Origin of the sequence: Roseobacter sp. TSBP12, from assembly GCF_009129705.1 — a bacterium.
GTDB classification, from domain to species: Bacteria; Pseudomonadota; Alphaproteobacteria; order Rhodobacterales; family Rhodobacteraceae; genus Celeribacter; species Celeribacter baekdonensis_A.
In genome coordinates this window covers 22754-44704 of sequence record NZ_PYIB01000060.1, presented here as the reverse complement: position 1 = coordinate 44704, position 21951 = coordinate 22754, and the positions used below count along the sequence as shown (strand labels likewise).

The 21951-nt window shown below is 59.6% G+C and carries 18 protein-coding genes and 4 pseudogenes; 16 read left to right on the top strand and 6 right to left on the bottom strand.

Going from position 1 to position 21951, the window contains the following annotated elements; genetic code table 11:
• Positions 1 to 55 precede the first annotated feature (55 nt).
• Together C8029_RS17680 and C8029_RS17675 are read right to left on the bottom strand one after the other, a co-directional pair.
• Entirely contained in the window at positions 56 to 1867 is a 1812-nt protein-coding gene (locus C8029_RS17680) for a sensor histidine kinase (RefSeq protein ID WP_009572602.1), read from the bottom strand.
• Positions 1867 to 2508, bottom strand: a complete 642-nt coding sequence (locus C8029_RS17675) for a LuxR C-terminal-related transcriptional regulator (RefSeq protein WP_009572603.1) — start codon at positions 2506 to 2508, stop codon at positions 1867 to 1869. Before C8029_RS17675 ends, C8029_RS17680 begins: the two co-directional genes overlap by 1 nt.
• Positions 2509 to 2596: 88 nt before the next feature.
• On the opposite strand from C8029_RS17675, the gene C8029_RS23155 reads away from it, so the two are divergent.
• Both C8029_RS23155 and C8029_RS23150 read left to right on the top strand, forming a co-directional pair.
• Positions 2597 to 2821: a transposase gene (locus C8029_RS23155; protein ID WP_009572604.1), complete on the top strand. Its 225-nt coding sequence runs from the start codon at positions 2597 to 2599 to the stop codon at positions 2819 to 2821.
• A gap of 78 nt (positions 2822 to 2899) precedes the next feature.
• Positions 2900 to 3079, top strand: coding sequence for a hypothetical protein (locus C8029_RS23150; protein ID WP_152003402.1), 180 nt, complete (start codon positions 2900 to 2902; stop codon positions 3077 to 3079).
• Positions 3080 to 3265: 186 nt separating this feature from the next.
• On the opposite strand, the gene C8029_RS17660 is transcribed toward C8029_RS23150, so the two are convergent.
• Both C8029_RS17660 and C8029_RS23030 read right to left on the bottom strand, forming a co-directional pair.
• The gene (locus C8029_RS17660) at positions 3266 to 3451 is read right to left on the bottom strand and encodes a hypothetical protein (protein WP_152003401.1); all 186 of its coding nucleotides are present in this window, start codon (positions 3449 to 3451) and stop codon (positions 3266 to 3268) included.
• 85 nt (positions 3452 to 3536) lie between these two features.
• Positions 3537 to 3707, bottom strand: a pseudogene (locus C8029_RS23030) (penicillin-binding transpeptidase domain-containing protein); the annotation flags it as partial.
• Positions 3708 to 3893: 186 nt separating this feature from the next.
• Between C8029_RS23030 and C8029_RS22535 the strand changes: the two are divergent.
• Positions 3894 to 4076 (top strand): annotated as a pseudogene (locus C8029_RS22535) (hypothetical protein); the annotation flags it as partial.
• Here C8029_RS22535 and C8029_RS17645 read toward each other — a convergent pair.
• A complete protein-coding gene (locus C8029_RS17645; RefSeq protein WP_009572606.1) occupies positions 4051 to 4833 on the bottom strand; it encodes a DeoR/GlpR family DNA-binding transcription regulator in 783 nt (260 codons plus the stop codon). The pseudogene C8029_RS22535 and the gene C8029_RS17645 sit on opposite strands and share 26 nt — an antisense overlap.
• A gap of 163 nt (positions 4834 to 4996) precedes the next feature.
• On the opposite strand from C8029_RS17645, the gene C8029_RS17640 reads away from it, so the two are divergent.
• From C8029_RS17640 to C8029_RS17615, 6 genes are read left to right on the top strand one after another with little or no spacing between them, the layout of a single operon-like run.
• The gene (locus C8029_RS17640; protein WP_009572607.1) at positions 4997 to 5965 is read left to right on the top strand and encodes an ABC transporter substrate-binding protein; all 969 of its coding nucleotides are present in this window, start codon (positions 4997 to 4999) and stop codon (positions 5963 to 5965) included.
• Positions 5962 to 7668 (top strand): ABC transporter permease, encoded by a 1707-nt coding sequence (locus C8029_RS17635; RefSeq protein WP_009572608.1) that lies wholly within the window; start codon positions 5962 to 5964, stop codon positions 7666 to 7668. Before C8029_RS17640 ends, C8029_RS17635 begins: the two co-directional genes overlap by 4 nt.
• Positions 7656 to 8699, top strand: a complete 1044-nt coding sequence (locus tag C8029_RS17630) for an ABC transporter ATP-binding protein (RefSeq protein ID WP_152003400.1) — start codon at positions 7656 to 7658, stop codon at positions 8697 to 8699. The genes C8029_RS17635 and C8029_RS17630 overlap by 13 nt, the downstream gene beginning before the upstream one ends.
• Positions 8700 to 8712: 13 nt before the next feature.
• Positions 8713 to 9783 carry an MBL fold metallo-hydrolase gene (locus C8029_RS17625; RefSeq protein WP_009572610.1) on the top strand — a complete coding sequence of 357 codons (1071 nt, stop codon included), beginning with the start codon at positions 8713 to 8715 and terminating at the stop codon, positions 9781 to 9783.
• Complete coding sequence (locus C8029_RS17620; RefSeq protein ID WP_009572611.1) at positions 9780 to 10358, top strand: histidine phosphatase family protein; 579 nt, start codon at positions 9780 to 9782, stop codon at positions 10356 to 10358. Before C8029_RS17625 ends, C8029_RS17620 begins: the two co-directional genes overlap by 4 nt.
• The gene (locus C8029_RS17615) at positions 10348 to 10821 is read left to right on the top strand and encodes a phosphatase domain-containing protein (RefSeq protein WP_009572612.1); all 474 of its coding nucleotides are present in this window, start codon (positions 10348 to 10350) and stop codon (positions 10819 to 10821) included. Before C8029_RS17620 ends, C8029_RS17615 begins: the two co-directional genes overlap by 11 nt.
• Positions 10822 to 10844: 23 nt before the next feature.
• Here C8029_RS17615 and C8029_RS23025 read toward each other — a convergent pair.
• Positions 10845 to 11147, bottom strand: a pseudogene (locus C8029_RS23025) (ATP-binding protein); the annotation flags it as partial.
• Between the two features lie 1272 nt (positions 11148 to 12419).
• Between C8029_RS23025 and C8029_RS17605 the strand changes: the two are divergent.
• From C8029_RS17605 to C8029_RS17575, 7 genes and pseudogenes are all read left to right on the top strand, one after another.
• Complete coding sequence (locus C8029_RS17605; protein ID WP_009572613.1) at positions 12420 to 13694, top strand: aromatic ring-hydroxylating oxygenase subunit alpha; 1275 nt, start codon at positions 12420 to 12422, stop codon at positions 13692 to 13694.
• Positions 13691 to 14785 carry an FAD-binding oxidoreductase gene (locus tag C8029_RS17600; protein WP_009572614.1) on the top strand — a complete coding sequence of 365 codons (1095 nt, stop codon included), beginning with the start codon at positions 13691 to 13693 and terminating at the stop codon, positions 14783 to 14785. Before C8029_RS17605 ends, C8029_RS17600 begins: the two co-directional genes overlap by 4 nt.
• A gap of 139 nt (positions 14786 to 14924) precedes the next feature.
• Positions 14925 to 16565: a BCCT family transporter gene (locus C8029_RS17595; RefSeq protein WP_009572615.1), complete on the top strand. Its 1641-nt coding sequence runs from the start codon at positions 14925 to 14927 to the stop codon at positions 16563 to 16565.
• A 95-nt stretch (positions 16566 to 16660) separates the two neighbouring features.
• Entirely contained in the window at positions 16661 to 17023 is a 363-nt protein-coding gene (gene folB, locus C8029_RS17590) for a dihydroneopterin aldolase (protein ID WP_009572616.1), read from the top strand.
• Positions 17024 to 17383: 360 nt separating this feature from the next.
• On the top strand, positions 17384 to 18637 hold the full coding sequence (locus tag C8029_RS17585; protein ID WP_009572617.1) for a sarcosine oxidase subunit beta family protein: 1254 nt from the start codon (positions 17384 to 17386) through the stop codon (positions 18635 to 18637).
• Positions 18638 to 18650: 13 nt separating this feature from the next.
• Entirely contained in the window at positions 18651 to 18953 is a 303-nt protein-coding gene (locus tag C8029_RS17580) for a sarcosine oxidase subunit delta (RefSeq protein ID WP_009572618.1), read from the top strand.
• Positions 18950 to 21939, top strand: a pseudogene (locus C8029_RS17575) (sarcosine oxidase subunit alpha). Before C8029_RS17580 ends, C8029_RS17575 begins: the two are co-directional and overlap by 4 nt.
• Positions 21940 to 21951 lie beyond the last annotated feature (12 nt).

The following is a 21951-nucleotide window of genomic DNA, read 5'->3' as shown; positions in this document are numbered from 1 at the left end:
ACATGTGGCGCAGAAAGCACAGGTGCGTGAGCGCCACTAAATTTAACCCAAGCCCTTATGTTTCAACGCGTAAAATGGAAACGGTTGTTCCGGTTTCTCCGGTTTGAATGGACAGATTTGCGTCAATTTTTGATGCCCGCCGCCGCATCCCCGTCAGACCATAACGGGGCCTGTCGGCACTTTGGGCGGCACCAACGTCAAACCCAAGACCATCATCCGAAACCGCGACCCGCCGGTGGTCGGCATAGACCGTAATCGTGCTGGCACGCGCGTGTTTGATCACATTGGTGATCGCCTCTTGCACGATCCGCGCGATGTGCAAATTGTCAGACGGGTTTTCAGTCGGCCAGAGTGGCTCGTCCTGGATTTGCCACTCAAAGCTGACACCGTGTTTGGCCAAAAGCCCCTCAAGCCGTGTGCGCATCATGCCCAGGAGCGTGGCCAGACTGTCCTGGCTTTCGATGCTGTCCATCATCAAGGCCAGATCGCGCAGGGCGTCCTCCAAAGCGGTGCGCAGGGTCGGGTCGTCGATGGATTGGCTTTCCATATAGGCCAGCGTGTTGACCAATTGGCCCCCTACCCCGTCATGCAGTTCCAACAAAATGCGGCTGCGTTCCTGACTGATTGTTTGGGTCTTTCTCACCGTGGCCAATTCGTTGAAACTTGTTTCAAGCTGCGCTGATTTTTCGGCGATCGTACTGTGCAATGTCGCGGCCAACTCTGCATGCGCCGACAGGCTTCGGATCAATTGCGACAGGATCAGCCAGAGACAGACCAGCGCGGTCAAAAGCGGCATCAGATGCAGCAAATTCATGCTGCGGGCCTGCGAGTGGGTCAACACTAAAAACAACCCGTCAAAGGCAAGCGCAAGGGCAAGGGACAGCGCCGGGAAAAAGATCAGAAAGTCGATTTTTGGCACCGAATGGCGATGCTGCCACATAACCGCAACGGTAACGAGACCGGCGATTGCGGCGCATAAATTGACCGCCATGGTGGCCGGATAGACGTATTGCATGGGCAACAGAAACGCGACCAAAATACCGAAACAGATCAACCACGGCAGCACCCGCTCGCTGCGCAAAGGCGCGATGCCAAGGAAGCTGCGCACAAATTTCAACATGAACAAGACGTAGCTTGCGACAAAAAGGGCATGCAGGCTTTGAGAGATTTGGTAGTCGCCAACGGTGACATGCGTCCCAAGTAAAGCCAAAAAGCCACAGGCCGACACACAGGACAGAGCAATCCAAAGAAACATCCGCTCCTTGGTCCGTGCAAGCCAGACGACAAAATACCCTAAGGTGAGCAGGATCATCAAACCCAAGGCCAACTGTGTCAGTCCCTGCGTGAGCATAAATCGGGTGTCATAGGGCGTGCTCAGCATCTCCAAGTCGCCAAAATGAAAAGGCTGCAAATCAAGTTGCCCCGGTACCGGACCTGACAGATCGAACATCACTCTATTTTCGCCCAGCTTCAAAAGGCTAGGCGACACTTCGACCAGCAAAGGCGCCATCCAAGGATGCCTTTGATGCGGCAGCGCGTGGACCAAGGCCCCATTCACCGTGATCTGTAGGTGATGGTTATACTTGGGAATGAAAAACGCCTGCATCTGTGTCGGCACCTCATCCAAGGGGACCGTAAACTGCAAAACCTGATGCTCGATCCCCGGCGTGTAGCGCGCGGGCGTCGAAAATGGCAGGTCCAATGGCACCGGGTCGTCACAGTCAGGTTGCGCGCAAGAGGCAACACGATCAAAAAACATCGTGTGTTCAATCGGTCGAATGTCTCCGATGTCTACAACGGAGAGCACCGTGAGCATGGCAAGAATCCAGACCACGACACCGCCATAAACCCGCGCGCCCGCTCCCATCAGATCATGCCATTCTTTGCCGCCTGTGCGACGGCCTCAGTGTTGGAACTGACCTTGAGCTTGCGGTAAATCTGCGTGATGTGATTGCCGACTGTACCGCCAGAAATACCAAGCTGATCACCAATTTCGCGACGTTTGTAGCCGCGTGCGATGGCGCGAAGAATTTCCGTTTCACGCCCGGTGAGCATCTCCATTTGGCTCGTCGCTATGCCTGCATGATCGCTCAAAAGGTTCAAAACATGGCGCGCAATCGCCGGGCTGATCGGACTGCCGCCATCAATCAACGTTTGGATATCATCGCCAACTTGCCCGAGATCGCCCCCCTTTAAGATGTAACCCCGCGCCCCCGCTTGAATCGCTTCGACCACACGGGCCTCGTCGCCAAAGATCGAAATGACCAGCGCATCGACCTCCCAATCGGCAGCGGCAACCGCTTTGATCGCTTCGATCCCCGACCCGTCCGGCAGGCCAAGATCAACGAGAACAACCCGCGGTTTGAGATCAAAAAGCCGTTGCAGCCCATGATCCAAAGTCCAACAGACATCGCCCACGACCAAATTGGCATGCACCGCCACAGCATTTTTCAACCGCGCCGCAATGTCTGGCCTGTCTTCTATAATTAAAACGCAATGAGGCATCATCTGCCGACCAATCTTTGGATGTGATCGGGCGAAACTATCATGTTGGGCCCTCTTGCCTAGGGCTTATTGACGTTTAGGCTTCCCCTCATTGCATAACGTTTGCTTCAAGGTTGCAAACAGGGGAAAGCAGACAGGGCGCGATCCACGATTGTGCGTTGAGGCTGTTTTGTGGATTGTCAGAACCGGGGCACAATGGCGCACGTTGCCCGAGGAATCCGGCAATTGGGATTCGGTGTTCAAGCGCTTCCGGCGATGGGTCAAGGCCGATGCTTTTTCAGGATGTTCAAAGCGTTGTCCGGTCAGTCTGACTTGAAATACGCCATGATCGACAGCTCCATCATCAAGGGCCACCGCTCAGGTCAGGACACTAAGGGGGTCTCAGGGCGAAGCTATGGGGCGCCCACGCGGCGTGCCAGAGTTGATCGACGGGCCTGCCGCCGATCACCTGTTGGCAAACCGGGCCTTTGACACAAACCGGCTGCGCGCCGCGCTGTCGGTCAGGTTGCGCCATTTGATCCAAAACGCCTTCGGAAAGTTAAGGGAAAACAGCGGCATCGCGATAAGATCCTGAAAAACCGACCAAATCGTCCGCGCCTTCACCCCTCTGCGACCACCCTTGTTCACTTCAAATGAGCGTCAACAAGCCCTAGATAATTTGGTTTCGCGCGGCGCAACCCACTCGTCATTCGCCTGCCAAAGGGTGGAAAAACACATATTCGCCTACTTCAAAGACCAATCGCTGTGCGAAACCAAGCAATCATTCAAACGCGCATTCCGTCGCACAAAGTGCATAAATCTGCTTGGCACGACGATGCGCCCGAATGTCGGCGGCCATACCGGGTTGAACTTCGTTCGCCGTCCCGAGCTGCCCGATATAGGTCAGTTCATGCGACACATGTAGCGACACGGTCTCCTTGGTGTCAGCCTGTGGAGATCTGACCATGACGAAGCGATCCGATGCAATGTCCGCCGCTTGGAACACTGAAAACCTCTCGTCTGATCGATGTTCATATGGGGCGCCAATCCAGATAACCGACCTTGAACGGCCATTCCGGTCTCTCGGAGCCCGTCAGGATGCCACTGTCGAATCCCATAAGACTGATAGCGATTTTGAACGTGGACGCAGGTGAAATCCGCTTGTCGCACAGCCCTTCCGCAACCAGATGGCCTGTGACCCGATCTCCCACGCCATCGTGCAGATCACACGCTCTGTGGCCACGACTTGAGACGCTAGCACGATCCGTGCCGCTGCTGCGCCATCATTAACTGTCTCATTTTGATAACCCCATCTCTGTTCAAGAGGCGTGTAATCCGGTCAAAGCATGCGCGGCCAAGTCATTGCCGACTGATACGCGCACAAACTGGCATGCTACGGGTATCTGGCAGGCGGCCCCTATCCGGCTTCGGCCAACTTCGGCGTGACCTCGGTAGGCACCCTGTCGAGCCGCCGATTCCTGTGCCCGGTCTGTTATCAGAATCAGCCGGAAAATCATCTGTCCGAGGACCTGCGCAGACCCTTGGCGGTGCCCCCTCACCGGGGCCTCACTCCTCGCCCGAAACCTGAATGACCCGGCAACTGGCCTCGGCGCAGCGTGCCAGGACCTCTGGCGCCAGCGCCGCCCCGGTGACCACCACGTCGTAGTCCCAAACCATCTGCTTGCGGCAGGGCAACTCGCGGCCCAGTTTGGCGCGGTCCATCACCAAGACCCGCCTGCGGGCACATCCAGCGATTGCAGTTCGCGCGGTGACCTCTTCGGTGTTGTAGTCCAGCACCTCGCCCGCCTCCGAAAGCCCGCCACAGCTGAACACCGCGATATCAACAAGATAATCGGCAAAAAAAGCGGTCGAGGCCGTGCCGATCATGTCGAGATCGCGCAGCCGCACCGTGCCCCCCGCCAGCGTTACCACCGCACCCGGCGCCCCTTGTAGCGCGATCACCGCATGGATCGAGTTGGTCGCCACGAACAGCCCCTCGCGATGAGCCGCCAGAATCCGCGCGCAGGCCTCGACCGTGGTGCCCGTCCCCAGCGCCACCCGCGCGCCATCACTGACCAGATTCCGCACCGCCATGGCGATCTGTTGCTTCTCACCGCGCGCCTGACTGATCCTCGGGGCATAGCCGATATTCTCGGACGGCTGCCTGAGGCGCACGACGCCATTGCGTCGCTGCACCAGCGCCGCCTCATCGAGTTCGCGCAGATCGGTGCGGATGGTCTGCACCGAAACTGCGAGCCGTGCCGCCAGATCCGCCGCCGATATTTCGCCCACGTCACACAACAGCCCGATGATTTCATCCCGCCGGCGGGTCATCTCCTCTTTACGCATTCGCTTTCCTTTGAAAGTGAATAATCCTTTCTGCCTCCTAGCAGCACTCAGGATCCACGGGCAAGATAATAATAAATTTGGAAAAATGTCATAAAAAGTTTTCAGACTCCGGGAATAAGGGCCGCCATTACTTTCGTACGAAAACCAACACCGGAGACCTCGGATGAAATCCCTGTTGACCGCCGCCGCCCTGACCCTCGCCGCTTCGGCCTCCTTTGCCGAGACGCTGACCCTTTACACCTCGCAGCCCAACACCGACGCGCAGATGACCGTCGACGCCTTTATGGCCGCCAACCCCGGCATCGAAGTCGAGTGGGTCCGCGATGGCACCACTCAGCTGATGGCCCGTTTGATGGCCGAGATCGAAGCGGGCAGCCCGCAGCCCGACGTCCTGCTCATCGCCGATACCGTGACCCTTGAGGGTATGGCGCAGGCCGGTCAGCTCAAGGCCTATCAGTCGCCTGAAGCAACCGCCTATGACCCGGCGCTCTATTCGGCGGATGGCTACTATTACTCGACCAAGCTGATCACCACGGGCATCATCTATAACTCCGGCGCGGCGATGCAGCCCTCCTCCTGGGCTGATCTTGCCGACCCGTCCCTCAAGGGTCAGGTCGTAATGCCCTCGCCGCTCTATTCCGGCGCGGCCCTCATCCACCTTGCGACCCTGACCGGCGACAAGGACCTCGGTTGGGACTATTACAGCACCCTCGCTGCGCATGACGCCCGCGCCCAAGGCGGCAACGGTGGCGTGTTCAAGGCGGTTGCCTCGGGCGAGAAGCCCTATGGCGTCGTCGTCGACTTCCTCGCGATCCGCAGCAAAGCCGATGGCTCGCCGGTCGAGTTCGTCTTCCCGAAAGAGGGCGTTTCCTACGTGACCGAGCCGGTCGCCATCCTTGAGAGCGCCAAAAACGTCGACGCCGCGCAGAAATTTGTCGACTTCGTGTTGTCCCAGAAAGGTCAGGATCTGGTCCTCGACATGGGTTACATCCCGGCGCGCAACGACATGGGCGTCCCCTCTGGTTTTCCGGCGCGCGAAGAGATCAAGCTGATGTCCTTTGACGCCGCCAAGGCGCTGGCGGATGCCGAAGCCAACAAGGCCAAGTTCACCGAGCTTTTCGGCGCAGAATGAGCCTCGTCGCTACAAACTCCAGCAGCAGCCGGTCCGAGGGCCGGCTGCTGTCGCTCGCCCTCGCGCTGGCAGTGCTGATCACGCTGGCCCCTGTGGCGCGGCTGTTTCTTGAGGGCATCACCGCAGGTGGCAGCCTCAATCCCGGGTTTTTCACCGAGGTGGTGGCGAAACCTGCGACGCTCTCCGCCCTGCGCCATTCGTTGGTGACGGCGGGCCTTGGCACGGTGATTTCTGTACTGATCGGTGGAACTTTCGCCTTTCTCGTGGCGCTGACCGACCTGCGCCGCAAGGGCGCGCTGGTCTTTTGCCTGATGATCCCGATGATGATCCCGCCGCAAATCACCGCCCTATCCTGGACGCAAGTCTTGGGGCCCTCGTCGGTATTCTTAAAGACCCTCGGCCTTGCCCCCCCGATCGGCGCACCGCAGCCTCTCTATTCCTCCGGCGGCATCATTTTCCTCTTGGGGATTCAGCACACCTCGATCATCTTTCTGACTTTACGCGCCGGCCTGCGCGCCATCCCGCAAGAGGTTGTCGAGGCCGCCCGCATTTCCGGCGCAAAGGGTTTTCGCATCTGGGGTCAGATCGTGCTGCCCCTGAGCCTGTCGAGCCTTCTTGCTGGCATCGCCATCACCTTCGTGACCGCGCTTGGCAATTTCGGCATCCCTGCGATGCTCGGTATTCCCGCCGGTTATTCGACCCTGCCAACGCTGATTTATCAACGCCTTGCGAGCATGGGCTCCACCGTCTTGGCCGAGGTCGCGGTGCTCGCCATCCTGATCGGCCTCGTCGCCACTCTTGGCATCCTGTTGCAGCGCTTCTTCCAGCGCCGCCAACGGGTGCATCTGGTGGGCAGCACTGGCCAACCACTGGCGATCCCCCTGAGCAAGGCCCGCCTGCCGGTAGAAATCGCCCTTTGGGCCGTGATCTGCGCCATTCTGGTGCTACCTATGTTGGGGCTTCTGGCGACCTCTTTGGTGCCCGCCTATGGCGTGCCACTCAGGCTCGACACAATCTCGCTGTCTGGTTGGCACGAGGTGCTGTTCCGACAGCCAGTGACCCAACGCGCGTTCGTGAATTCCTTTGCGCTCTCCATCAGCGCCGCAACCCTTCTGATGGCGCTCTGCCTGCCGCTCGCCTGGCTGATGGACCGCCACAAGACGCCGCTCGGCCGCGCTTTCGACAGCCTGTTGGACCTACCCTATGCCCTGCCCGGCGTGGTGCTGGCGATCGCGATGATCCTGCTGCTGATCAACCTGCCCTTCACCGAGGCCACCCTCTACGGCACCATCTGGATCATTTTCCTCGCCTACCTGGCGCGGTTCTTCGCGGTGATGTTCCGGCCCGTGCAATCTTCTTTGCGTCAACTCGACCCCTCGATGGACGAGGCGGCGCAATCGGTCGGCGCCCCCCTGTCGCGCCGTCTGCGCGATATTATCCTGCCGCTCTCCGCCCCTTCGGCGGCGGCAGGTGCGATCCTCGTCTTCCTCACCGCCTTCAACGAGCTGACCGTCTCGGCCCTCCTGTGGTCCTCGGGCACGGAAACGCTCGGCGTGGTGATCTTCAACCTCGACGACAGCGGCGAGACGGTGATGGCCTCCGCCGTCGCCATGACCATCGTCTTTGTCGTCATGTTCCTGATGGCGGTGATCCAAGCGACCTCCCGCCGCCTGCCCAAAGGAGTTGTGCCATGGCAGAACTGACCCTGACCGATATTGCCAAACATTTTGGAGACGCGGCGGCGCTGAAATCCGTCACCACCACCATGCGCGATGGCGAGTTTCTGGCCCTCCTCGGTCCCTCCGGCTGCGGCAAGTCCACCCTGCTGCGCCTGCTGGCCGGGTTTGAACACCCCACCAAAGGCAGCATCCGCATCGGAGACCGCGAGGTTGCCAATGCCGCAAGCCGCCTGAACGTGCCGCCTGAGGACCGTAACATCGGCTTTGTCTTCCAGTCCTATGCCCTTTGGCCGCATATGAGTGTGCGCCGCAACGTCGGCTATCCCCTGGAAATCCGCCGCCTGTCCAAAGCGGAGCGCGAGGCGCGCATCGACGCCGCTCTCGCCGCCACTGCGCTGGAGCCTTACGGTGATCGTATGCCTTCCGACCTCTCTGGCGGGCAAAGGCAAAGGGTGGCCTTGGCGCGTTGTCTGGTCTCCGACCCCACTGCCGTACTGCTGGATGAGCCGCTGGCGAATCTCGACGTGGCTCTGCGTGCCTCAATGCAGGCGGTGTTCTCCGACTTCCACCGCCGCACCACGGCCACCATGGTCTATGTCACCCACGATCAGGCCGAGGCTATGGCCATGGCCGACCGCATCGCGGTGATGAACAATGGCGTGATTGTCCAACTCGACACGCCGGAGGCGCTCTACGCCCGCCCCCGCAGCCGCTTTGTTGCCGAGTTCATCGGTGAGGGTGCTGTGGTCCCCCTCACCGGCGCGACCCAGAGTGACACAGGCGCAGAGGCCACCCTGCTCGGCGCCCGCCTCAAGGTGGAAACCGACACCGCCTTGCCCGCCTTCGCCTGCCTGCGCCCGGAGAATCTCACCATTGCGGAAACCGGCGACATCCGCGCGCGTGTGGAGCGTGTCACCTACCTCGGCGGGCGCTATCGCCTCAACCTCACCGCGGCGAGTGGCGAGGCTTTGGTCACGCAATCCGCCACCCGGCTAACCCCCGGCGATCAAATCGGCCTCGCGCTCTCTGCGCCATGGGCCTTTGCCGCCGCCTGACAGGACCCTGATCATGAGCACCATCACCGTTCTCTCCGGCATCGGAGACAAGGGCCCAGCCGCCATGCGACTCGACACCGCGTGTCACCGCTGGCTGCTGGACTGTGGATTCGGCCCTGAGGCCAATGCCAATTTCGACCCCAAGTGGTTGGAGGGCGTCGACGCGGTCTTTGTGACCCACGACCATATCGACCATATCGGCGGTGCCGCCTATGCCGTGGAGGCGGGTCTGCCGATCCACGCCACCCGCCGCACCGCGCAGGCGCTGCCGCCCTCGGCGCAGGTGATCGCGCTGCCGGAACGGGGCGAGACCCTCATTGACGGCATCCGCCTGACCACCGGGCGCAATGGCCATGCGCTTGGCGGCGTCTGGTTCCATTTCGATCTTGGCGAGGGGCTTTTCTATTCCGGCGATTGGTCGGAGGAGAGCGATTGGTTCGCTTTTGATACGCCGCCAAAGGCCGCCACCGCAATCATCGACTGCTCCTATCACCTGAGCGACGTGCCACAATCCCAGCGCCTTGCCGATCTCGATGCGCTCATTGACACCCTGTCTGGTCAAGTGCTCTTTCCGGTGCCGCCTTCTGGGCGCGCGGGCGAGCTGGCCTTGCATCTGATGCGTCGGTTTGGACCTGAGGCGGTGCTGCTGGACCCCGAATGCTGCCATGCCTTGCGTGCGGCGCTCGCCTCCGACTCCATCGCCGCATCCGCGCAGGAGATCGCACCGCTCTTGGAGCGCGGCCCGCTGGACGCCGCGCGTTTCCTGATCTGCGACACGCCGAACGCCGATGGCGGGGCCGCTTGGGCCTATGTGCGCGCCTGGCGCGAGAGCGGACGGCTCGGACGCGACGCCCATGTGGTCTTTACGGGCCATATGACCGCTCACGCCCGTGGCATCGAGACCGTCGAGGGCGGCTATTTCCGCCGCTGGAATGTGCATCCGCCGCTCTCCGACCAGATCGCGATGATCCGCCGCTTGGGCGCACTGCGCTTTGCGCCGACCTTCTGCACCCTGCCAGAAGACTATCTGGTCGAAAACGCCTTTGGGGCACAGGTCTTCCTGCACGACACGGTGACACTGTGAGCCCCCTCTTTTCTGACCTGCCCCGCCTGCCCGCGCGTCCCTTCGTGCTGATCCGCCACGGCGAGACCACGGCGAACCGCGATCAGATCATTGCCGGACGTCTGGAGGTCGAACTGACCGAGGCGGGGCGGGATCAGGCGCGCGCACTGGCCCAACTCGTTTGGCCGCAACCGCTCGCGCTCTTTACCAGCCCGATGCGCCGCGCGCGTGAAACCGCCACGCTCGCCTTTCCTGCGCAGCCCGCCACGAGCCACCCTGGCCTAAAGGAACGCGACTGGGGCATCTATGAGGGCCGTCCCCTGCCTGAGCTGCCCCCGCGCAACGCCACGCCAGAGGGCGGCGAGGGTTGGCGGGAGATGATCCAACGCGTGCACGCCGCCCTCACCGCCTGCCTGATCGAGGCCAGATCCAACCTCCCCGTTGTGATCTGTCATTCCGGTGTGATTCGCGCCACGCGGCTGTTGACCGGCCAGCCCAGCGTCGGCTCCCGTGCGCCCAACGCCCGCCCCCTTCACTACCGTCCGGCACATGGTCCGACGGGCAACACCTTTGAGGAAACTCTAAATGAGCTTTGACAGCCCCAAACTCACCCGCCCCTGCGCAGTCTTCGACATCGACGGCACGCTGGCGGAATTCGACGCCGACACCCTCGGCCCATTGGTGCATGGGGTGGAAAAACACTGGGACGCCTTTCACGACGCCATGGCGACCACGCCGGAAATCGCCCCGGTCGCCCGCGTCCTGCGTCACCTGAAGGTGGGGGGAGAGGCCATCGTCCTGTGCTCCGGCCGCCCCGAGGGCTGGGTCAACCGCACGGTCGAGTGGCTCCACGCCAATGACCTGCCCTTTGACGGCATCTACCTGCGCCCTGACGGCGCGGATGAAATGAGTGACCCTGAGGTGAAACATGCCCTCCTGACCCGGATGCGCAGCGATGGTTTCGAGCCCTGGATCGTGTTCGACGATCGCGCCACGGTCGTCGACTTCTGGCGCAGCGAGGGTCTCATCTGCCTACAATGCGCGCCGGGAATGTTTTGAAGGTGCCTCGGGGTCGGCGTCAGGAGCCTCTTGGCCTTGTCCGTGACCCTGACGATGTCTGTATCTTGGAAAACCGTATCTGGCATTCCCACCACGCAGCATTCGGGATCGCCAACGCCAATGAATACGACGCCGCCCCTGTTGTTCGCCAAGGCTGCAATAGCTCGGATAATTGGCTCCATTCGACGCGGCTCGAATTGCACCTTGCATTCCTGTTCGGACGTCTCGCCATCCCCTAGATACCAGTTGCCTTCGGCGCGCTGAACAAACCTCGCTTGCGCTCGCGCGGCCAGCGTCGACTCGCGTTGTTCCCCGGCTTCAATCACAACGGCCACCTCGGCAGGCGCAAACCGTTTTCCTCGCGCTTTTCGTGCTGGGCGTGGTGATGTGCCTCTAACCTGGCACCGCCCCAGCGGTGCGACCTGCGGGTTTATCGCGGACTGTGCGCCGCCTTTGCTTTGATCAGCCCCGCGAGATACATGCCATATTCGGTCTTTCTGAACGTCTCAGAGGGGTGTGCATCGTGTCATCACTGATCCCACCTTGTTCATAGGCGCACTCGCCGTCAAAACGCACTGATGAGGCGTGGTCTTTTATATCTGAATCATTGGCGGAGGCTGGTAGTATCTGTCCACCATCTTGGACGATGACGGCCACTCTATCAGCGCTTGGAAACTCAGTACAAATATGCGGGCTGAGGATGTGACGGACACGCTCGAACTGACACCAAACCAAGAAAACCCGTGCCCTCCTCGCAAATGACCACTTTACAAGCGATCTTGTGCGTCAGATCGGGGAGGTCGCCGAGAAGTACAACAACAACCGCGCCACCGCTTGTGGGTGAGAACAGCCCATCGCCCTCAAGTGCAAGGTGCACTTGCCCTAGCGTCTGGGACAATACGAAAGCGCAAAGGGCCAACACGAGCGCATGACATCCAAATAGGCGCAATGAGAGAGAACGCCTTAGGTTTTCCTTTGCGTGATTCGCACTTCATATGCGCATATGATGAACAACACATAAACACGAAAGGAGAGTGCTGCTGCCCCCAAACTTGCTTATTTTGGAGCCATAAAAAGAACGTAGTTTTCGAAGAAATGCAGGGCGCGGACACCCCTGTCGCAAAAGTACCGGCAATTTGACTTACCTCTTCTCCCCGCGTTTTTGCAATTTTCAAATGATACCGAGATCACCCAAAGATAACGGGGGTGAAACGTAAGAGCAGGTTACCTGCCATCATAAACAGGGAGACACGGGGTGCAGATGACAACCCTTGACGGAGCCTGCGCGGTGCGCAGATCCTATGCGTTCATACGGATGGCACCCCTGCATACCGCGGGGGGAGCAGATCGCCTTGCACTCCCGGCAGCGCGAGAGCTTGGCGAGAGCCATGTTCAACGCAGCTGTAGAAACACATACACGCCTTCGTTCTCCTTCGAGATGAGACAAATCGCCTCTCTTTTGTCCAGCTTATGCCTCGACGTTTTCCAGAGAACAGGTGGCACAAACGCTCTTTTGAATTCTCATTCGGATCGCATGGCACAGCCGCTCCACCGATCCCCCTTCTCCCAGCCATCTACTGTAGCCGAGGTCCATGATTATGCGTGATCCCATTAATATCCCCGCTCTGGTCGAACGTCGCGCGGCTTACAAAAGCCTCGAAGCGCCGTTTTACAACTCCCCCGAAATTCTGGACCTCGATATTGAGGTGATCTTCGGCAACCACTGGATTTTTGTGGGCACCGAACCGGAACTGCCCGAGCCGGGCGATTGCATCACGGTCGAGATTGGCAAAGTCTCCGTGTTACTGCTGCGTGGCGATGACGAAGAGATCCGTGGGTTCCACAACGTTTGTCGCCACCGGGGAGCCAAGCTTGTGGATGAGAAATCCACCACCATCGGCAACATCGTCTGCCGCTATCATGGCTGGACCTACAATGAGGATGGTGAACTGATCCTGGCGGAGCACATGGGCAAGGAATTCGACAAATCCTGCCATGGCCTGAGGACAGTCCATGTGCGCTCCATTGCGGGCCTGATCTTTATCTGTCTGGCCAAAGACGCCCCGACGGATATGGACCGCATGGCGGAAACGATGGAAAAATACATCGCACCGCATGACATCAAGAACACCAAAGTGGCCTTCCAATCTGAATTGATTGAGGAAGGCAACTGGAAGCTGACGCTGGAAAACAACCGCGAGTGCTACCACTGCGAAGGCAACCACCCGCAGTTGACTGTACCGCTGTCCGAATTCGGCTTTGGTTTCTCCCCTGACGAGTTGGACGAACGCCGCTCCGCCGATGTTGAAAAATACGCGCAGGATGTTCGGGACAGCCATGCCAAGTGGGAAGCATGCGGCCTGCCTTCCTCTGAGGAAGAACACCTGTCCGATGTCACGGGGTTCCGCACCATGCGTTTGCCGTTGATGTGGGAAGGCGAAAGCCATACCGTCGACACCAAGGTCGCCTCCAAGAAACTTCTGGGCAAGTTTGACAATGCCAAACTTGGCGGCCTGAGCTTCTGGACCCATCCGAATTCCTGGCATCACTTCATGTCGGATCACATCGTCACCTTCTCTGTGATCCCCTTGTCCGCGGATCGCACCTTGGTGCGGACCACTTGGCTTGTGCATAAAGATGCAATCGAAGGTCAGGATTACAACCTCGACAATCTCACACAGGTCTGGACCTACACCAACCAACAAGATGCCGATCTCGTGCGCCTTGCGCAGTTGGGCAGCGCACAGTTGGGGTATCAGCCGGGGCCGTATTCGCGTTTCACCGAACCGCATGTTGAATCTTTCGCCGCATGGTACATCGGGCGTTTGAAAGCGTATTTCGATCAGACCCAAACCACGGCAGCGGCAGAATGAGCGCGCCGAGCAACGAAAACCTGACCGAAGCGACAGGCGTACCGATGTGGGACCCGGAGGTGGACGATGTTCTCGTTTGCCGCCAGGTCCGGCAGGAAACGCATGACGTGAAGACTTTCGTGTTCTCTGCCCGTGAACCGCGCGATTTCCGGTTCTACCCAGGTCAGCACATGACCTTTGAACTGCCGGTCGACGGCATGGTCACGCGCAGCTACACGATTTCCGCCTCTGCGGCGCGCCCCTACCGGATCGAGATCACGGTCAAACGTGTTCCGGGCGGGCCGGGGTCCAACTGGCTGCATGACAACATGCTGCCGGGCAAGGAGATCAACGTCATCGGCCCGTCGGGGGATTTCACCACCGACGCCAACGCAGAAGAAAAGCTCCTGTTCATTTCTGCAGGCAGCGGCATCACCCCAATGATGTCGATGACACGCACCGCCTGTGATTTGTCAGAGCCGTATGATCTGCATTTCATTCATGCCGCGCGCAGCCCGTCAGATATCATTTTTCACAAGGAACTCGAGCTTCTGGCCAGCCAGAACCCGACTTTGCGTCTTGCATTCACCTGTGACACCACCTCGGCGCATCACAGCTGGAGCGGCTATATCGGGCGGCTCAACATTCAGATGTTGGCCATGATGTCCTCAGACTACAAAGAGCGGAAAATCTTCTGCTGTGGTCCTGCACGGTTCATGGAAGGCGTGCGCGCCATGCTCCAAGACGTCGGGTTCAACATGGACCAGTATTTCGAGGAAAGTTTTGATTTCGGTGCCGAAACGGCTGGGACCATTGAGGAACCGAGCTCTGCGCCAGAGATCAGCGGCGACACCTATCGCGTCAGCTTCCCTAAAACCGGACATGTTGTCGTGGTCAGCCCCGGCATGACCATCCTGTCGGCGGCAAAAGAGGCGGGGCTTTTGCCGATGTCCTCTTGTCAGCGCGGCATCTGCGGCACCTGTAAGTCGAAATTGCTCTCAGGAGAGGTCGACATGCAGCACGGTGGCGGCATTCGCAAACGCGAAATTGATCAAGGCAAAATTCTGATTTGCTGTTCGACGCCGTTGTCCGATGTCGAGGTCGAACTCTAACACTTCACGTTTCGTCGCGCGTGTCAGTGCTTTGCTGAGCTTCGCCACATGGCACGCGCGCCCGTAAATTTTGAACAAAGGTCCATCAAGAGACCTAACGGCGGGACCTACCCGCATAACCGACAATGGAGGGATATCCATGACTGCCCCAAATGATTCCGAACAAACGCCCCACGAGGCGCCACCAGAGAGCGCCATCGACACCGATTACGACATTGGTCAGGACAACATCGAAGGCACTCTCGGGCCATTCGGCTTTGACCTGCACAATCCGGTTTTCCCGATTTCGGCTCTGACTGTCATCGCATTTGTTGTCTTCACACTGCTGTTTCCCGAACTGGCTGGCACGACGTTCAGCGCGGTGTTTTCTTTCGTAACCAAAGGTTTCGACTGGTTCTTTATCGGCGCAGCGGATATTTTCGTGATCCTTTGCCTCGTGATCGTCATCAGCCCCTACGGCAAAATCCGTTTGGGTGGCCCAGATGCCAAACCCGATTTCACCTATACAAGCTGGTTCGCGATGCTCTTCGCGGCTGGCATGGGCATCGGCTTGATGTTCTACGGTGTGTCGGAGCCGCTGAGCCACTTCTCCTCGTCTCTGGGCGGCGTCGTCGTCGGCGAAAACGGTATTCGCACCGACTGGGCCCCATTGGGTGCCGCAGCTGGCAACGAAGCCGAAGCGATCCGTCTCGGCATGGCTGCGTCTATTTTCCACTGGGCCCTGCATCCTTGGGCGATCTACGCCATCGTGGCCCTGAGCCTTGCGCTGTTCTCCTATAACAAGGGTCTGCCGCTGACGATCCGTTCCGCCTTTTACCCGATCTTCGGGGAACGCGTCTGGGGCTGGCCGGGTCACATCATCGACATTTTGGCCGTGTTTGCGACCCTGTTCGGTCTCGCCACCTCTCTCGGGCTTGGGGCTGCTCAGGCAAACTCTGGCTTCAACAAACTCTTCGGAATGCCGATCAACGACACGTCTCAGGTGATCTTGATCTGTGGCATCACTGCGGTCGCCTTGTTCTCCGTGATCCGTGGCCTCGAAGCCGGGGTCAAACTGCTCTCCGAGATCAACATGGGCGTCGCCTTCTTGCTCTGGGCTTTCGTTCTCATCGCCGGGCCGACGCTGCTCTTGGCCACTGACATGCTCGACTTCCTTGGCGCCTACCTTAAATACCTGCCAGCGCTGTCGAACCCGATCGGTCGTGAAGACGTCAACTTTGCTCAAGGCTGGACCTCCTTCTACTGGGCTTGGTGGATTTCCTGGTCACCGTTCGTGGGGATGTTCATCGCCCGCGTCTCTCGTGGTCGCACCGTGCGCGAATTCATCATCTCCGTGCTGCTCGTGCCGTCTCTCGTTTGTGTGGCCTGGATGTCCGTCTTTGGTGGATCCGCAATCAGCCAGGTTGTCCGTGACGGCTACACCGCCGTGGCCGAAGCCGCTCTGCCATTACAGCTCTTCACCATGCTCGACGCCATGCCTTGGACCTCTATCACCTCCTTCATCGGGATCATTCTGGTCATCGTCTTCTTTGTGACCTCCTCAGACTCCGGGTCTCTGGTGATCGACACCATCGCCGCCGGTGGTAAGGTGGATGCGCCCGTGCCGCAGCGTGTGTTCTGGTGCCTTTTCGAAGGAATCGTCGCCATCGTCCTGCTGCTCTCAGCCGGTGGTCTTGGGACTTTGCAGTCCATGGTGATCTCGACTGGCCTGCCCTTTACAGTGGTGCTTTTGGTCATGTGTGTCGCCATCTGGCGTGGTCTGGCCTCAGAACCGCGCTGATCTAAAGGGCTTTTCCCCCGCCCCACTCTCGCCGCCGGATGTATATGCCGGCGGCGTTTTCATTCCTTCCCCCCTGCTCTTTCGTCGAGGCCCCCATGTCTGACCGGATTTTTATCAGCAATCTATGCCTCTACGGCTTTCACGGTGTAATGCCCGAGGAACAACGCATCGGGCAAAGGTTTTACATTGATCTGGCTTGTGAACTTGATCTTGCCCCTGCGGGTGAGGCGGATGATTACAACCTCACCACCTGTTACGATGCCCTGTGCCGACTGGCGCAAACCACCTCAGACAGCGGCCCGTTCAACCTGATCGAAACGCTGGGGGAACGCATTGCACAGGCGGTTCTGAGCCAATTCAGCTCGGTGAACTCGGTGCGCGTCACTGTGCGTAAACCCTCGGCCCCGATTCAGGCCAGCCTAGATCATGTTGGTATTGAAATCTTGCGCCGCCGCTAAAACCATAACGCCCCCACCATAGGACAAATGCGGCACGTGCAAACAGGACCGCCCCTCCCCGCTGCGTCGCAGAGTTACGCCCCTCTACAGATGTTTCTCGCGGAATGGGTCGCGCCTTGGACACTGGCCTCGAGTCGATCTCAATTGTGGCCAAAAACCAATAAAACTAAGGGAGATTATGCCAAAATTCTATGCAGTATCCAGATTAGAACAGGCCCGACCCGTTAGGATTTTCGACTAAGACGACAAAAACGTGACGATGACGCATACCTTCACCATCTGTGGCGCAAATATCCGATTATTCGCCCGTTGAAGACGCAATCATCGTCCAATCCCTTCTCTCGCAGAGAAAGTTGCACGATGACTCGCTTCAATGCACTGAACCTTGTTAAGAACGCCCTGACCGGGCACAAAAACTGGACCGAGCAATGGCCGGACTCCCAGCCGAAAACCGAATATGACGTCGTCATCGTCGGGGCTGGTGGTCACGGGCTTGGCGCCGCCTACTATTTGGCCAAACAGCACGGCATCACCAATGTCGCCGTGATCGACAAAGGCTGGCTCGGGGGCGGCAACACGGGCCGGAACACCACGATCATTCGCTCGAACTACCTCTACGACGAAAGCGCGCGTCTGTTCGACCACGCGCTGGACCTGTGGCAGGACCTGAGCCAGGAACTGAACTACAACGTCATGTATTCCAACCGCGGCTGTCTGATGCTGGCCCACACAGTGCATGACGTGCAGAGCTTTAAGCGTCACGTGCATTCCAACCGTTTGAACGGTGTGGACAACCGCTGGCTGACCCCGCAAGAGTGCAAGGAATATTGTCCGCCCATCAATATCGCGCCCGATGCCCGCTACCCGGTGATGGGTGGTGCGTTGCAAGAACGCGCCGGGACCGCCCGTCACGACGCCGTGGCTTGGGGTTATGCCCGTGGTGCCGCCGAGCGTGGCGTGGATATCATCCAAAACTGTGCCGTCACCGCGATCCGCCGCCACCCTGACGGGTCCGTCGCCGGGGTCGAAACCGAGAAGGGCTTTATCAAAGCCAAAAAGGTTGCCGTCTCTGCCTCCGGTCACAACTCCATGGTGATGGAAACCGCTGGTGTACGTCTGCCGCTTGAAAGCACGCCGCTTCAGGCGCTGGTCTCCGAGCCGGTCAAACCGATCTTCCCCTGTGTGGTGATGTCGAACGCTGTGCACGCCTATTGCAGCCAGTCTGACAAAGGTGAATTGGTGATCGGCTCCGGCACCGACCAATACGTGTCTTATTCGCAGCGGGGTGGTTTGCCTCTGATCGAGCACACGGTTGCCGCGATTTCCGAGGTTTTCCCCATCTTCAACCGGATGCGCATGTTGCGCAAATGGGGCGGCATCGTTGACAACACACCGGATCGTTCCGCGATCATCGGCAAAACCCCGGTGCAAAACCTCTACGTCAACTGTGGCTGGGGCACCGGCGGGTTCAAAGCCACACCCGGCGCAGCCCACACGCTTGCGTGGACCGTGGCCAAAGACGAACCGCACCCGATCAATGCGCCTTTCACGCTGGATCGTTTCCGCACCGGCCGGCTGATCGACGAAGCCGCCGCCGCCGCCGTGGCCCACTAAGGAGAGACATAAAATGATTCAGATTCATTGTCCCTATTGCGGCGAAACCCTGCCCGAACTGGAATTCGCCTATGCCGGTGAAGCCCATATTGTCCGTCCGGAGTCCCCCTCGGAGCAGACAGACGAAGAATGGGCAGCGTTCCTTTTCCTTCGTGACAACGTGAAAGGCCCGCATTTCGAACGCTGGCGCCATGCCCATGGCTGTGGCCGGTTCTTCAACGCGGTGCGCAATACGATCACCGACCGTTTCTACATCACCTACAAAGCTGGCGAACCGCGTCCGGATTTGGCCAAGCTTCTGGAGGAAAGCAAATGAGCAAACATCGCCTTCGTGGACGCGGTCGCGTCGACGCCTCCCAACCCGTCGTTTTCACGTTTGACGGCAAACCGTACACAGGCCTGAAAGGCGACACCGTCGCCTCTGCCTTGCTCGCCCATGGCGTGCACCTGATGGGCCGGTCGTTCAAATACCACCGTCCGCGCGGTGCCATCGCCGCCGGGTCCGAAGAGCCGAACGCGCTGATCGGTACGCGCCGCGGGCCGGGCCGGTTCGAACCGAACACCCGCGCCACGGTGCAGGAAATCTGGGACGGCCTGGAGACCAACTCGCAGAACAAATTCCCCAGCCTGAAATGGGACGTGGGCGCCGTCAATGACGCCGCTTACATGCTGTTTTCGGCGGGCTTTTACTACAAAACCTTCATGTGGCCGCGGTCCTTTTGGGACAAGGTTTATGAGCCGTTCATCCGCGCCGCGGCCGGTCTCGGTGTCTCGCCGTCTGAAGAAGACCCGGACACCTATGCCTCGCGCTATCTTTACTGCGATTTGCTGATCGTGGGTGCGGGTCCCGCCGGGATTGCCGCCGCACGCGAAGCTGCGGGCAAAGGCCTGTCGGTCGTGTTGGTGGATGAGAATTCGGAAATGGGCGGGACACTTTTGTCCGAACCACAGTCCAAGATCGACGGCAAATCGGCGTGGACCTGGCTAGAAGACGAGTTGGCCGCCCTGAAAGAGGCCGGTGTCAAGCTGATGACCCGGACCACGGCGATTGGCTACTACCACGAAAACATGATCGGCATGGTCGAGAAACTGACCGACCACCTGCCGACCCTGCCCGCAGACACACCGCGCGAGCGAATGTGGCGCGTGCGTGCGAAACAGGTCGTTCTGGCGCAGGGCGCGCTTGAAAAACCGCTGGTGTTCCATGGCAACGACCGTCCGGGCGTGATGCTCGCTGGCTCCGCGCAGACCTACCTGCATCGCTATGGCGTCAAAGTCGGGGAAAGCCCCGTCGTCGTCACCTCGCATGACAGCGCGTGGTACGCAGCTTTTGATCTTCAGGCGGCTGGTGCCTATGTGCAGGCCATTGTCGATACCCGGCCGCAAGTGCGTCAGGATCTTCAGGCCGAGGCCCGCACCCGCGGCATCCCGGTCAAACTTGGCCACACGGTCACGGCGACCGGCGGTCGTCTGCGCATCAACACGGTGCGAGTGAACCCGCTCAACGGCACCCATGTCGGCAATGGCCAGTGGATCAAATGCGATGCGCTTTTGATGTCTGGCGGCTGGACCCCGTCGCTGCACCTGTTCTCGCACACCAAGGGCAGCCTGATCTGGGACGACGATCTGACCACGTTCCTGCCCAAGGATACACCAGAAGACTGCATCATCACTGGCGCGTCGCGCGGACTTTGGGGCGTCGAAGCCGCGCTCAAAGACGGGTCTGTACGTGTTGTTGAAGCGCTGAGCAAACTGGGTGTCGAGGCCACGGTCTCTGACTACACCGTCGCGGACGACCGCGTCGGCACAGGCGTCACCATGCGCGAATTGCCGACCGATCGCAGCGCGGGCAAAGCGAAAGCTTTTGTCGACTTCCAAAACGATGTGACCGCAAAAGACCTGCGTCTCGCCGTGCGCGAGGGCATGCGCTCCATCGAGCATGTGAAACGCTACACCACCAACGGCATGGCAACCGATCAGGCAAGATGTCCAACATCAACGGCCTGAACATCGCCGCCGACGCTCTGGGCAAAAAGCAACCGCAGGTGGGTCTCACGACCTTCCGCCCGCCCTACACGCCGACCACCTTTGGGGCCTTCGCGGGCTATCACCGCGGCGATCATTTCGAAGTGGTCCGCAAGACCCAGATCGACGGTTGGGCCGAAGAAAACGCAGCCGTGTTTGAACCCGTGGGCCAGTGGCGCCGGGCGCGGTACTTCCCGAAAGCGGGTGAGACCATGGATCAAGCCGTGGCGCGCGAATGTGCAGCGACGCGGGCTTCCGTGGGCATCTTTGATGCCTCCACTCTGGGCAAGATCGAAGTGGTCGGGCCGGATGCGGCCGAATTCGTCAACCGCATGTACACCAACCCGTTCATGAAACTTGCACCGGGCAAGTGCCGTTACGGTCTTCTTTTGGGCGATGACGGATATATTCGCGACGACGGTGTGATCGCACGCATTTCCGACGAACGGTTCCACGTGACCACCACCACCGGTGGGGCTGCGCGGGTGCTGACGATGATGGAAGACTACCTCCAAACCGAGTGGCCCGACCTGAATGTCTGGCTCACCTCGACCACAGAGCAATGGTCCACCGTTGCGGTGAACGGACCGAATGCCGCGAAACTGCTTCAGCCCTTCGTCAAGGATTTCGCCCTGACCGAAGACAATTTCCCGCACATGTCCTGCGTCGAAGTTGAGGTTGCGGGCTATCCCGCGCGTCTGTGGCGCGTAAGCTTCACCGGCGAGATCGGCTTCGAGATCAACGTGCCCGCCCCTTACGGTCGCGCACTTTGGGAAACCCTGTGGGACGCGGGTCAGGCATATGACATCACCGCCTACGGGACAGAAACCATGCACGTGCTGCGCGCTGAAAAGGGCTACATCATCGTCGGTCAGGACACTGACGGTACGGTGACCCCCTATGACGCGGGCATGGGTTGGGCGGTTGGCACCAAGAAAGCCGACTTTGTTGGGATGCGCGGGCTGAAGCGGCCCGATCTCGTCGCGAAGAACCGCAAACAGCTTGTCGGTCTGGTGACCGAGGACCAGTCCTGTCTCGAAGAAGGGGCCCAGATCGTCTTGGATCCGAACCAGCCCATCCCGATGAAAATGGTCGGTCACGTGACCTCGTCTTATCATCAGGGCACAACGGATCACCCGATCGCATTGGCGTTGGTCGAAGGTGGCCATTCGAAAATGGGCGAGACGGTTTATATCCCGATGCCCGACCGGACCATTGCCGCGAAAGTCACCGGGACCGTCTTTGTCGATCCTGAAAACGCTCGTTTGAAAATCTGATTGGAGGTCAGA